Raw genomic sequence first — 12,298 nt, 5'->3', positions numbered from 1 at the left:
TGGAGCTTGGCTCAGCTGTTGAGAATGATCTGAAACGTCAGGGTCCTCCCTCCCCCTTGCGGGGAGGGGTACGGGGTGGGGGTGGCGCCGAATGATCCGCGACGACCACATGGAAACCGTCTCCCCCTTTGACGAAGCCGGGATCGAGGCGACCATTCGCGAGGCGGCGGAGGCCGGGACGCCGATCGTCGTCCGCGGCGCCGGCAGCCGTTCGGGGCTGGGCCGTCCCGTACAGGCTGCGATCACCTTGTCCACGGAGCGCCTGACCGGCGTCACCCTGCTGGAGCCGTCCGAGCTTGTGGTGTCCGCGAAGGCCGGCACGACCGTGGCGGAGGTGGAGGCGGAGCTCGCCCGCGTTGGGCAGCGGCTGGCGTTCGAGCCCCTGGACCACCGCGCGCTCTATGGAACGACGGCCGAGCCCACCGTCGGCGGGCTGGTCGCCACCAACGCGTCGGGCCCGCGGCGCGTCATCGCCGGCGCGGCGCGCGACGCGCTGATCGGCGTCCGGCTGACGACGGGGCGCGCCGAGACCATCCGCTCCGGCGGCCGGGTGATGAAGAACGTCACGGGCTACGACCTCGTGAAGTTCGCCTGCGGCTCTCACGGCGTGCTGGGCGTCGTCACCGAGGCGACCTTCAAGACGCTGCCGATCGCCGAGACCGAGGCGACGCTGGTGCTCGAAGGCCTCGACGACGCCCACGGCGTCGCGGCGCTGTGCGCAGGCATGGGGACGCCGTTCGAGGTCTCCGGGGCGGCGCATCTGCCGGCGCTGAACGGCGCGCCGTCGCGCACCTGCCTCAGGCTCGAGAACTTCGAGAGCCAGGTCGCCTACCGCGCGGGCCAACTCGCCGCGCGGCTCAAGGGTTTCGGAACGGCGTCGCGGCTGGACGCAGAGGCCTCCCGGACGCTGTGGCGCGAGATCGGAGCAGCTGCGTCGCTGCTGGGGGCGCCCGAGCGGGCGGTGTGGCGCGTCTCGGTCGCTCCCACGCGGGGGCCGGGCGTGGTCGCGCGGCTGGGGCCGCTCGCGGAAGCGCACATCTACGACTGGAGCGGCGGGCTGATCTGGGTCGCGACCTCCGCCGAGGGCGACGCCGGCGCGTCGACGCTGCGTCCGATCGTGCGCGAGGCGCGCGGCCACGCCACGCTGATGCGGGCGCCGGACGCGGTGCGGGCCGCGGTCGACGTGTTCGAGCCTGAGGCGCCGGCGCTCGCGCGCCTCACCGCCGGCCTCCGGGCGAGCTTCGATCCCGCCGGCGTGCTGAACCTGGGGCGCATGCATGCCCGCTGAAGCCAGCCTGTCCGCGCGCCCGGCGGCCTTCAGCGCGGTGCGGGCCGGGGTCGCGCTCGCGCTGGTCGCGGGTTTCGCGGCGACGCTGCTCGCCATGGGCCGGCCCGCGATCTGCCCCTGCGGGACGGTCGAGCTCTGGCACGGCGCCGCGAACGACGCCGGCACCTCCCAGCACGTCTCCGACTGGTACTCGCTCAGCCACGTCATCCACGGCTTTCTGTTTTACGGGCTCGCGGTCCTCGTCGGGCGTCTCCGCGGACGGCCTCTCGCCCTGATGACGGCGCTGGTCGCGGCCGTCGCGATCGAAGGCCTTTGGGAGTTGCTGGAGAACTCGCCGATCATCATCGAGCGCTACCGCGAGGGCACCGTCTCCAACGCCTTCGCGGGCGACAGCGTGCTGAACTCGGTCGCCGACATCGGTTTCATGGCGCTCGGCTTCACCATCGCGCGGCTCGCGCCGACCTGGACCATCGTCGTCGCCGCCATCGCGATGGAGCTGATCGCGCTCTATGTGATCCGCGACAACCTCACTCTGAACGTCATCATGATCCTGCACCCGCTCGACGCGATCCGGGACTGGCAGGCGATGCGCGGTTAAGGCCCACACGCATGCAAACCTCCTTCGCCCCCGAGCGCCTGGCCGCGGACCCGCAGCTCGCCTCTTCCGAAAAGATCCTGCGCACCTGCGTGCATTGCGGGTTCTGCACCGCGACCTGCCCGACCTACGTGCTGCTGGGCGACGAGCTCGACAGCCCACGTGGCCGGATCTACCTCATCAAGGAGATGCTCGAGGCGGACAAGCCGGCGACGGAAGAGGTCGTGCGCCACGTCGACCGCTGTCTCTCGTGCCTCTCCTGCATGACGACGTGCCCCTCCGGCGTGAACTACATGCACCTCGTCGACCACGCTCGCGCGCACATCGAGAAGACCTACCGGCGCCCCTTGCCCGACCGCGTCATGCGCGCGGTGCTGGCGGCCGTGCTGCCCTATCCCGGCCGGTTCCGGCTGGCGCTCGCGGGCGCGGTCTTCGCCAAGCCCTTCGCGGCCCTGCTCGGGCGGGTCCCCGGCCTTAAAAGCGTCAGCGCGATGCTGGCGCTGGCGCCGGCGAAGTCCGAGCCGCGGTCGGCGCACGAGGGCCCCGGCGTGTTCCCGGCGGCGGGCGAGCGCACGGCGCGCGTGGCCCTGCTGCAGGGCTGCGCCCAGCAGGTGCTGGAGCCCTCGATCAACGACGCGACGATCCGCCTGCTCACCCGCTTCGGCGTCGAGGTGGTGCATGCCGAAGGCGAGGGGTGCTGCGGCTCGCTGGTGCATCACATGGGGCGCGAGGAGGAGAGCCTCGCCAGCGCCCGGCGCAACGTCGACGCCTGGACCAAGGCGATCGACGCCGGCGGGCTCGACGCGATCGTGGTGACGACCTCGGGCTGCGGCACCACCATCAAGGACTACGGCTTCATGCTGCGCGAGGATCCGGCCTACGCCGAGAAGGCCGCGCGGGTGTCGGCGTTGGCCAGGGACGTCTCGGAGGTCCTCGCCACGCTGCCGCTGAGGCCGACGCGTGAGACGGGCCAGACGGTCGCCTACCACGCGGCCTGCTCGATCCAGCACGGCCAGCAGATCAAGGAGGAGCCCAAGGACGTGCTCCGTGCTCTCGGCTTCGTGGTGAAGGAGCCGGCGGAAGGGCACCTCTGCTGCGGCTCGGCCGGCACCTACAACATTCTCCAGCCCGAGATCGCGACGCGCCTGCGCGACCGGAAGGCCGCGAACCTCGCGAAGACCGGGGCGGATGTGATCGCCGCCGGCAACATCGGCTGCCTCACCCAAATCCGCTCCGGCCTCCCGACGCCGTGCGTCCACACGGTGGAGCTCGCGGACTGGGCGACCGGCGGCCCGCTGCCGGCGCCCCTGCAGGGCGGCGGGTTCGAGCGGCGGCCGGAGGCCGCGGCTTAGGCGCGCTCCGAGCCTCGCTCGTCTCGCTCCTGACGCCGGCGTTTCGCTCGGGGGATCGGTCCGCAGAGGGGCCTGCGACAAGCCGCCGCCAAAGATCGACGCTTCGTCAAACAATCGACACGGCGAAAACTGGAACCCGCCACAACCAATCACCAGCTTCGGCGTTGTTGAGGTTTGGGATCTGGGGAGGGTTCCGCCATGAACGCCGAAGAACGCAAGCTGATCGCCGACCTGTTCGAGCGGGTGCGCGGCGCGGAGACCGCCTACCGCGATCCGGAGGCGGAGGCCTTCATCGCCGAGCAGATCGAGCGACAGCCGCACGCGCCCTATGCGATGGCGCAGACCATCGTGATGCAGAACCAGGGGCTCGACGCCGCCCAGCGGCGGATCGATGAGCTGGAGCGGGCGCTCGAGGATGTCCAGGCCGGACCAGAGCGCGCCCAGCCGTCGCCCTGGGGACCGCGCGCGGCGGCCGCCACCGGCGGCGGCGGAGGCTTCCTTGGCGGCCTGTTCGGCGGCGGAGAACGTCCGCGCGAGCCGGAGCCGCTCGCCTATGGCCAGCGGCCCGCCTACGACCGCCAGCCCTACGCCCAGCCGGGCTATGGCCGCGATCCCTATGCGCAGCAGGTCCCCGGTCAGCAGCAGCCTCAGCCGTCGCGCGGCGGCGGCTTCCTGAGCGGGGCGCTGCAGACGGCGGCCGGCGTCGCCGGCGGCGCGCTGCTGTTCTCAGGGATCCAGTCGATGTTCGGGGGCCATGAGGCGCAGGCCTCCGCCGCCGAGCCCGCCAAGGTCGCCGAGACGCCGGCGTCGGACGGCGCAGCGGACGACCACGCTTCGAACGCCGACGGCGGAGGCTGGTTCTCCGGGCTGACCGGAGCGGAGGACGCCGGCGGCGGCGACGATTTTTCGGACGACGACTGGGCCTGAGAAGGACCGATTTTTCTGAGGGGCATCACCCGCGACCGGCGCCGCCGGTCGCTGTTACAGGAGTTCAGCCATGGCCGCTGAACGTGATTTCGACACCCTGACCATCATCCGCCCGTCCCACCTCGACGCCGGCGCCGTCCGGGCCGCTGCGGCGTCGCCGGAAAGCGATCTCGACGACGGCGAGACGGAGGTCGAGGATTCCGGAGCGGGCTCGTTCCTCGACCGCTTCGTGCCGCCGGCGTCGAGCCGTCGCTGACCTTGCCCGCCGCGCAGACGGCGGCCGGACAAAAAAACCCCGCGCGGCGAACCGCGCGGGGTTTTTTTCATGCGGTTGGCGATCCCCCCGTCAGGGGTGGCGACGGCCGCCCGCGGCCGAGGCGACGATGCTCTCGATCGCGCGCTGGGTGTAGGGCTTCGGGATGAACGCGGCGTCGCGCAGCGTCTCCGGGCAGTCGTCCTGCATCGCGCCGGAGACGAAGGCGAAGGGCAGCTTGCTGCTGCGGAGGCTCTCCGCGAACTCGTAGGACTTGCCGTCCACCACGTCGATGTCGAGCAGCGCGAGGTCGAAGCCGCCGGACAGCGCCTTGCGGGCCTGCGCGATCGAGCGGCAGGCCGTCACTTCGGCGTCGGTCCAGCAGCACACGATCGTCTCGAGATCGAGGGCCAGGATAGCGTCGTCTTCAAGGATGAGAACACGGAAGGGCGCCATGACAGGTACTCCGGCGGTACAAAGCTCGAGCACCCAACGCGCGACGGGCCATTCGGTTTCATGGTCGACCGAACGTAAACAGCCGACGTCGCTTTTTTCGACGTCGGCTGTAACTTAATGTTTCTGAAACGTTTTTAAGCGCCGTCAGATCACCTTGACGGTGGTGCCGACGCCGACCCGCTCATACAGGTCCGTGACGTCTTCGTTGGTCATCCGGATGCACCCGGAGGAGACCGCGCGGCCGATCGTCCAGGGCTCGTTGGAGCCGTGGATCCGGTAGAGCGTCGAGCCGAGGTACAGCGCGCGGGCGCCGAGCGGGTTGTTCGGGCCGCCGGCCATGAACACCGGCAGCTCCGGCCGCCGCTGGCGCATCTCCGCCGGCGGACGCCAGTCCGGCCATTCCTTCTTCTGCGAGATCGTCTCCGTGCCCTTCCAGCCGAAGCCTTCCTTGCCCACGCCGACGCCGTAGCGGATCGCCGTGCCGTCGGCCTGCACGAGGTAGAGGTAGCGCGTCTTGGTGTCGATCAGGATCGTGCCCGCCGGCTCCGGCCCGTTGAACGGCACCGTCGTTCGGGCGAACTTCGGGTCGACGCTGCGGCGAACCGGGCTTCCGGCGCCGGCGGCCGAAGGCGGCCCGGCCAGCCGCTGGCGGGGAGCCAGATAGCGCGGATTGTCCTGCGCATAGGGGTCGTTGAAGTCGTCGTCGAGGTAGTCGTAGCGCTGATATGTGGGCGCGCGGACGGCCCGGCGTTCGCCGTAGCGATCGTAGCCGCCGTCGAGCGCCATGCGGCCGCGGCGGGTTTCGGCCTGCCGCTCGCGCTGCGTCGGAACCCGGCGGACGCGGTAGGACGGCGCGTCGTCGTCGCCGAAGATCTCCTCGATGAAACCGCCGCCGAGGTTGCGGCGCGACTCCATCGGACGGACGTAGCGCGGGGCTTCATCGTCGTAGTAGCGGCGCTCGACCACGCGGCGCTCGCCGCGGGGAACGTAGTCCGGGGCTTCGATCACGCGGGACTGCGCGAGGGCCGGGGCGGCGGGAGCCACGCCGAGCACCCCGAAAGCGACGGCGAGCGACGCTGCTGTGCGGGAGAACACGGGACTTCTACTCCTCGAAAGATGGCGGCGGCCTTCTGCCGGCCCGCCTTCGACGGTCATTACACGCACAAACCGCCTTACGCGACGTGAACGAGTCCGTGAGACTTCGGGCCGAACCAAGGCGAAACCAGCCCCAGCTTCCTCTGCCTCGCACAAATGTGCGCGGCTGAAGACCAACACGCGCCGATCGCGCTCGCCCTGCGGCTCGCCTTGTGAGCGCCGCCGCCCCATGACAGAACGGCCGCGGGGCCGATCCGCGGCCGAACGCAGGGAACGACGAGGGCCGATGACGGACGTGCTGATCCGCGAGGCGACCGACGCCGACGGGCCGGCGCTCGGCGAGCTGATCGCGAGCGTCTTCGCCGAGCTCGAGGGCAAGGCCTTCGAGGCCGAGGCGATACCCGGACTCGACCGGCCGGCGAGCCACTACGCCGAGCGCGGCGGCCGGATGTGGGTCATGGCCTCAGGGGAGGCGATCCTCGGCGCTCTGGCGCTCGAGGCGCACCACCGGCCGAACGAGTTCGAGATCGACAAGCTGTATTTCGCGAAGGAGACGCGCGGCCAGGGATTCGCCGCCGCGCTGCTCGCGGGCGCGGAGGCCTTCGCCGCCGCGTCCGGCGGGGGACGGCTGTCGCTGTGGATGGACTCGCGCTTCGAGGAAGGCCGCGCCTTCTGTGAACGTCACGGCTTCCTGCGGCTTCCGGGCGTGCGGGCGCTGCACGACGCGAACGGCACGCTTCAGCATCATTACGCGCGTGACGTCGCAGAGGTTTGAGCGGAGGCCGGATCGGCCCGCCGTCAGCTCACCGCGCGGCGGAGCTCGCCGAGGCGCCGCCGCGTCACCTGCCAGGAGCCGAAGCCGAGCCGGGACTCCATCTGGTCCTGGGCGGCGCGCCAGAGCGGCAACGCGGCGTCGAGCGCCTCGCGCCCCTGCGGCGTCAGCGTCGGCTTCCGGCGGCCGTTCGCGCCCTTCAGCGGGGCCACGAAACCGTCCTTGCGCAGCAGCTGCAGGTTTCGCACGAGCGTGGTGCGCTCGATTTCGAGGCGGTCGGCGAGATCGGTGATCGATCCGGCTTCGTCGGCCTCGATCGCGGCGAGCAGCACGAACTGCGTGCCCTTCAGGCCCGCCGGGCGCAGGGCGTCGTCGTAGAACCGCGTCACCGCCCGCGCGGCCATGCGCGTGTGGGAACAGGCGCAGAGATTGTGGATGTCGAGGATCTGTTCGCGTGTCGCCATGCCGCGAGGATCGTCCGAAAGTCCTTGGGAATCAAGCGTCGAGAGCGCCGCGGGCGAGGATCGACGACGCTGTCGCCGCCCGTCGCCGGCCCTGCGTCGAGGGCTCTGGCGTGACGCGGCCGCCGCTCCGGAAGGCGGGCGTCATTTTTTTTGCATAGCCGCCGTGCGCCTCGGCCTTGACACTCCACGGGCTCGTTCGTATCTCGCCATCGCGTTGGCACTCTCGGTTTAAGAGTGCTAACAACGGGGCCTCACGGTTTCCCGTGTCTGTTTTTATGGATCGCGAAGCGTCAACGCACGCGCTCGAGAGGATATTCACCCATGGCATTTCGTCCGCTGCACGACCGCGTGGTCGTCCGCCGCCTGACCGCCGAAGAGAAGAGCAAGGGCGGCATCATCATCCCGGATACCGCCAAGGAAAAGCCGCAGGAAGGCGAAGTCGTCGCCGTGGGCCCCGGCGCCCGTGACGAGGCCGGCAAGGTCGTTACGCTCGACGTGAAGTCCGGCGACAAGATCCTGTTCGGCAAGTGGTCGGGCACCGAGGTCAAGATCGACGGCGAAGACCTGCTGATCATGAAGGAGTCGGACATCCTCGGCGTCATCGCCTGAGATTGACCGGCTTTTCTATTCCCCGGCGAGGCCCGACGCGCATTCGCGCGCCGCGGCGAGCCGGGTTGTCCTGACACACTGCTCAAAGGAGCACTCACATGGCTGCGAAAGACGTACGTTTTTCTGCTGACGCTCGCGACAAGATGCTGCGCGGCGTCGACATCCTCGCCAACGCGGTGAAGGTCACGCTCGGCCCCAAGGGCCGCAACGTCGTGATCGAGAAGTCCTTCGGCGCGCCGCGCATCACCAAGGACGGCGTCACCGTCGCCAAGGAGATCGAGCTCGAGGACAAGTTCGAGAACATGGGCGCCCAGATGGTGCGCGAAGTGGCCTCGAAGACCAACGACCTCGCCGGCGACGGCACCACGACCGCGACCGTGCTCGCCCAGGCGATCGTCCGCGAGGGCGCCAAGTCGGTGGCCGCCGGCATGAACCCGATGGACCTGAAGCGCGGCGTCGACCTCGCCGTCTCCAAGGTCATCGAGCACCTCAAGGCCTCGTCCAAGAAGATCGCCACCTCCGCTGAGGTCGCGCAGGTCGGCACGATCTCCGCGAACGGCGACAAGGAAGTGGGCGAGATGATCGCCCACGCCATGCAGAAGGTCGGCAACGAGGGCGTCATCACGGTCGAGGAAGCCAAGAGCTTCGAGACCGAGCTCGAAGTGGTCGAGGGCATGCAGTTCGACCGCGGCTACCTCAGCCCGTACTTCATCACCAACGCCGAGAAGATGATCGCGGACCTCGAGGACCCCTACATCCTCATCCACGAGAAGAAGCTCTCCGGCCTGCAGGCGATCCTGCCGGTGCTCGAGTCGGTCGTGCAGTCGGGCAAGCCGCTCGTCATCATCGCCGAGGACATCGAGGGCGAGGCTCTCGCGACCCTCGTCGTCAACAAGCTCCGCGGCGGCCTGAAGGTCGCGGCCGTCAAGGCTCCGGGCTTCGGCGATCGCCGCAAGGCGATGCTTGAGGACATCGCGATCCTGACCAACGGTCAGGTCATCTCCGAGGACCTCGGCATCAAGCTCGAGAACGTGACCCTCGACATGCTCGGCCGCGCCAAGAAGGTGACGCTCGAGAAGGAGAAGACCACGATCGTCGACGGCGCCGGCGACAAGGAAGCGATCGAAGGCCGCGTGGCCCAGATCAAGGCTCAGATCGAAGAGACCACCTCCGACTACGACCGTGAGAAGCTCCAGGAGCGTCTCGCCAAGCTCGCTGGCGGCGTCGCGGTCATCCGCGTCGGCGGCGCGACCGAGATCGAAGTCAAGGAGAAGAAGGATCGCATCGACGACGCGCTCAACGCGACGCGCGCTGCCGTCGAGGAAGGCATCGTGCCGGGCGGCGGCGTCGCTCTGCTCCGCGCCAAGACCTCGATCCGCGACATCAAGAACGACAACCCGGACATCCAGGCCGGCTTCAACATCGTTCTGAAGGCGCTCGAGGCTCCGATCCGTCAGATCGCCGCCAACGCGGGCGTCGAGGGCTCGATCGTCGTCGGCAAACTGCTCGAGACCGACAACGCCACGTCGGGCTTCAACGCCCAGACGGAAGAGTATGTCGACATGATCCAGGCCGGCATCGTCGACCCGACCAAGGTCGTGCGCACCGCGCTCCAGGACGCGGCGTCGGTCGCGGCGCTGCTCATCACCACCGAGGCGATGATCGCCGAGCTGCCGAAGAAGGACAGCGCCGGCGGCGGCATGCCGGGCGGCATGGGCGGCGGCATGGGCGGCATGGACTTCTGAAGAAGTCCATAAAAGCCGCCCATCCATCAAGGGTGGCCAAGTCGGGTGTTCCCGACTTGGCATGCGGCATGGACTTCTGATCCACGCCTTCTTCTGAACGCTTGAACTGAGAAAGGCCCCGGAGTGATCCGGGGCCTTTTTCGTTTGAGCGGATGACGGGATCGACGGCGGGCGCCGCGGCGACGCTCCTAACCCACAGACTCAACGGGCCGAGGCGGCCTTGCCGGTGGCGACGTTGGTGATCGACCCGTCTTCGAGGCTGACGCGGTAGATCTCCCTGACGACGTTGCCGGAGAACTGCAGCTCCACGATCGACACCGTCTTCAGCATGACGGGAAACCCGTCGGGAAGGACCGTGTTGAACTCCGAGGCCAGCGCGTCCATCGGCGCCTGGAACCTGGAGAAGGGCTCCATGCTGTAGACGAGCGTGTTGTGCGGGTTGTGGGACGCTGTCGCCTTGCCGTCCTTCATGACGTTGACGCCGCTGACGCCGACCGTCTTCACCAACTCCTTCCCGGCGTCGCCCATGGCGGCGTAGACCGGTCCCGTGACGCGCGGCAGCGGGCCGTCGCGCAAGGGGGCGAGGGCCGCCGTGGCGACGACGTTGTAGGCCATCATGTCGTCGTAGCCCTTGCCCTCCTTGACGACGCCGAGATCGAGCCACCACGGCCGGCCCGCGCCCTTCGCGGCCTCGGTCGTGTAGAATTTCTTCATGGTGATCTCGAGCGGCGCCGGCGGCTTCGGCAGCGCCTTCAGCATCGCCGCCGGCGTCGCGGGGTCGGCGTTGTGTATGTGCACGACTGTGATGTGCGGGATGTTCGGAAGCTCGGCTTCCGCCGTCAGGTCCAGCGCGACGAGCTTGTCCTTCAACGGACCGCGGATCTTGGAGTCGAGGAGATCGTTGGCGTCCTGAGGCAGGACATAGACGAGGCCGTAGGTCGTCTTGTGCGGTCGAAACTCGGCCTGGCCGATCGAAGAATTGTCGATCTCGGCGGCGGGCGCGGCCGTCGCGGCGGCGAGGAGGCCAAGGGCGGCGGCGATGTGTCTGATCATGGCGGGCTCGATGGCGTGAGGACGTGTAGGTCGCGGGCGATCGCGGCGCAGGGCGCCGCACGCCGGCCAGAGCACGGATTGTGCCCAGGACGCCGCTCCTCGCCATCGCGTGCGTAAGCTGCGTGACAGCGTGGCCCGGCTGTCGGTCGCGAACGTTCGATGGTCGCGCGCCGCGGCCGGTTAACCGCTTTCCGGAAAAGCGTTTTTTGCGTTTGCGCGCCTCGCGGTCGGCGTCGCGTCGTCATGATCACGATCGCGTGCGGACATCGGCCCGCGTCTCCCGCCGCGCGCCGGCGCGTCATCGCTCGGGTTAGCGAGGCCCGCCGCCGAGGCGCCGCGCGGCGCGATCTTCCGCTTGGCGCGGCGCGGCCGTCACCGATCGACCGCCGACGAACGAATGCAAACAGCGATGTCGACGCGTGTTATCTCGCGGTTCAACGCCGCCATATCCCGGGGAGGCGCTGAGCTTAGTCGACGAACTCCACCTCGGTGACCTTCGGCTCGATCATCCGGGCGAGCTCCGCCGCGTCCCAATTGGTGAGCCGCACGCAGCCGTGGCTCGCGGTCTTGCTGATCTGCGAGGGCTCGGGCGTGCCATGGATGCCGTAGGTCGGCTTCGACAGGTCGATCCACATCGAACCCACCGGGCCGTTGGGGCCGGGCGGCAGCGTCAGCTTTCGCCGGTTCTTGCCCTGCTGGAAGTTCTTCTTCGGGTCGTAGATGTAGTGCGGATCGGGGAACGCGCCGTTGATCGTCATCTCGCCCTCCGGCGAGGGCGTGTCCGGCGAGCCGATCGTCGCCGGCGCGATCATCAGGATCTTGCCGGCGTCGTCGTAGGCGCGGAGTTCGCCGAGCTTCTTGTCGACGGTGATGCGTCGCACCGTCCCCTCGGCGAAGCCGCCGACGTCCGTTACCTGGATCGTGACGCCCGCGGTCTTGAAGTCGACCCCGGGATTGAGGGCGCGGAGCAGCGGCGGATCCATGTGGAAGCGCTCCGACAGCATCTCGACCGCGTCGCGATATCCCAGCCACTTGAGCTTCGCGAGCTTGGCGTAGTCGGCCGGCAGCTTGTCCTCATAGCGGCCGTTCACGTCCTCAGAATAGATGACGTAGGGCTTCAGCGCCGGGGCCTTGTCGGCGGACAGCGCGGCCCAGACCTCCGGGTCAAGCCCGCCCTCGATCGCCATCCCGCGCATCTCGCGGAACGCCCGCACCGCCTTCTTGAAGTTGTCGCCGTCGCGCCCGTCGATGACGCCGGGCGAGGCGTGGGCGCGGTCGAGCAGCACCTGCGTGCGCACCAGGAACGGGTCGGGGCCGTCCTCCGGCTTCGGCAGCCTGGCGAGGCGCTCACGGGCGGCGGCCTTGTCCTTCTTTTTGCGGGCCTTGGCGACGGCCTCCTCGGCGGCCTTGCGCTCTGCGTCGGCCTTGGCGCGCGTGTCCGAGCGCGCCCGCCAGCCGTCGAAATCGGCGGAGTCGACCGCCTGGCTCGTCAGTTCCGCGGGGGGAGGGGGCGCGGGACGCGGCTCCGCCGCCGCGGCGCTCCATGACACCAGAAGACCGAGCGCGACGGCCGCGCACTTCGAAACGACGCCCATGGAACCGACCTTCGCAGAGGGATGCGAAGCGACAACGCGCGAGCCGTCGCATCGCTCCATCGCGCCGGGGGCCCTTCGACCGCGGTCAAACGAA

13 protein-coding genes are annotated in these 12,298 nt (G+C 69.3%); 8 read left to right on the top strand and 5 right to left on the bottom strand.

The features are described 5' to 3' along the window. Nucleotides 1-109 precede the first annotated feature (109 nt). The 5 genes from JOD31_RS12730 to JOD31_RS12710 all read left to right on the top strand — a co-directional run bounded on the left by JOD31_RS12730 (nucleotide 110) and on the right by JOD31_RS12710 (nucleotide 4,418). Complete coding sequence (locus JOD31_RS12730; protein ID WP_204951403.1) at nucleotides 110-1,288, top strand: FAD-binding protein; 1,179 nt, start codon at nucleotides 110-112, stop codon at nucleotides 1,286-1,288. After that, entirely contained in the window at nucleotides 1,278-1,886 is a 609-nt protein-coding gene (locus JOD31_RS12725; RefSeq protein ID WP_204950724.1) for a DUF2585 family protein, read from the top strand. Before JOD31_RS12730 ends, JOD31_RS12725 begins: the two co-directional genes overlap by 11 nt. A gap of 11 nt (nucleotides 1,887-1,897) precedes the next feature. Next, nucleotides 1,898-3,235: a glycolate oxidase subunit GlcF gene (glcF, locus tag JOD31_RS12720; RefSeq protein WP_204950723.1), complete on the top strand. Its 1,338-nt coding sequence runs from the start codon at nucleotides 1,898-1,900 to the stop codon at nucleotides 3,233-3,235. Between the two features lie 198 nt (nucleotides 3,236-3,433). After that, nucleotides 3,434-4,162, top strand: coding sequence for a DUF2076 domain-containing protein (locus JOD31_RS12715; RefSeq protein WP_204950722.1), 729 nt, complete (start codon nucleotides 3,434-3,436; stop codon nucleotides 4,160-4,162). Nucleotides 4,163-4,232: 70 nt separating this feature from the next. Beyond that, nucleotides 4,233-4,418, top strand: coding sequence for a hypothetical protein (locus JOD31_RS12710; RefSeq protein WP_204950721.1), 186 nt, complete (start codon nucleotides 4,233-4,235; stop codon nucleotides 4,416-4,418). Between the two features lie 90 nt (nucleotides 4,419-4,508). Here the strand turns inward: JOD31_RS12710 and JOD31_RS12705 are convergent, their stop codons facing one another. Beyond that, complete coding sequence (locus tag JOD31_RS12705; RefSeq protein WP_204950720.1) at nucleotides 4,509-4,871, bottom strand: response regulator; 363 nt, start codon at nucleotides 4,869-4,871, stop codon at nucleotides 4,509-4,511. Between the two features lie 144 nt (nucleotides 4,872-5,015). Then, entirely contained in the window at nucleotides 5,016-5,966 is a 951-nt protein-coding gene (locus JOD31_RS12700) for a L,D-transpeptidase (protein ID WP_204950719.1), read from the bottom strand. Between the two features lie 286 nt (nucleotides 5,967-6,252). Here JOD31_RS12700 and JOD31_RS12695 point away from each other — a divergent pair, with 286 nt between their 5' ends. Next, nucleotides 6,253-6,741 (top strand): GNAT family N-acetyltransferase, encoded by a 489-nt coding sequence (locus tag JOD31_RS12695; RefSeq protein ID WP_204950718.1) that lies wholly within the window; start codon nucleotides 6,253-6,255, stop codon nucleotides 6,739-6,741. Between the two features lie 23 nt (nucleotides 6,742-6,764). On the opposite strand, the gene JOD31_RS12690 is transcribed toward JOD31_RS12695, so the two are convergent. Then, nucleotides 6,765-7,202, bottom strand: coding sequence for a MarR family winged helix-turn-helix transcriptional regulator (locus tag JOD31_RS12690; protein ID WP_204950717.1), 438 nt, complete (start codon nucleotides 7,200-7,202; stop codon nucleotides 6,765-6,767). Between the two features lie 321 nt (nucleotides 7,203-7,523). On the opposite strand from JOD31_RS12690, the gene groES reads away from it, so the two are divergent. Together groES and groL are read left to right on the top strand one after the other, a co-directional pair. Then, nucleotides 7,524-7,811 carry a co-chaperone GroES gene (gene groES / locus JOD31_RS12685; RefSeq protein ID WP_020186120.1) on the top strand — a complete coding sequence of 96 codons (288 nt, stop codon included), beginning with the start codon at nucleotides 7,524-7,526 and terminating at the stop codon, nucleotides 7,809-7,811. Nucleotides 7,812-7,909: 98 nt separating this feature from the next. Then, on the top strand, nucleotides 7,910-9,556 hold the full coding sequence (gene groL / locus JOD31_RS12680) for a chaperonin GroEL (protein WP_204950716.1): 1,647 nt from the start codon (nucleotides 7,910-7,912) through the stop codon (nucleotides 9,554-9,556). Nucleotides 9,557-9,757: 201 nt separating this feature from the next. On the opposite strand, the gene JOD31_RS12675 is transcribed toward groL, so the two are convergent. Together JOD31_RS12675 and JOD31_RS12670 are read right to left on the bottom strand one after the other, a co-directional pair. Beyond that, nucleotides 9,758-10,609, bottom strand: a complete 852-nt coding sequence (locus JOD31_RS12675) for a hypothetical protein (RefSeq protein WP_204950715.1) — start codon at nucleotides 10,607-10,609, stop codon at nucleotides 9,758-9,760. A 467-nt stretch (nucleotides 10,610-11,076) separates the two neighbouring features. Then, nucleotides 11,077-12,204 (bottom strand): L,D-transpeptidase family protein, encoded by a 1,128-nt coding sequence (locus tag JOD31_RS12670; RefSeq protein WP_204950714.1) that lies wholly within the window; start codon nucleotides 12,202-12,204, stop codon nucleotides 11,077-11,079. Nucleotides 12,205-12,298 lie beyond the last annotated feature (94 nt).

Source organism: Methylopila capsulata (assembly GCF_016907975.1).
Lineage (GTDB): Bacteria > Pseudomonadota > Alphaproteobacteria > Rhizobiales > Methylopilaceae > Methylopila > Methylopila capsulata.
The sequence above is the reverse complement of the archived record's forward strand: the minus strand, read 5'-3'. Positions and strand labels throughout refer to the sequence as shown.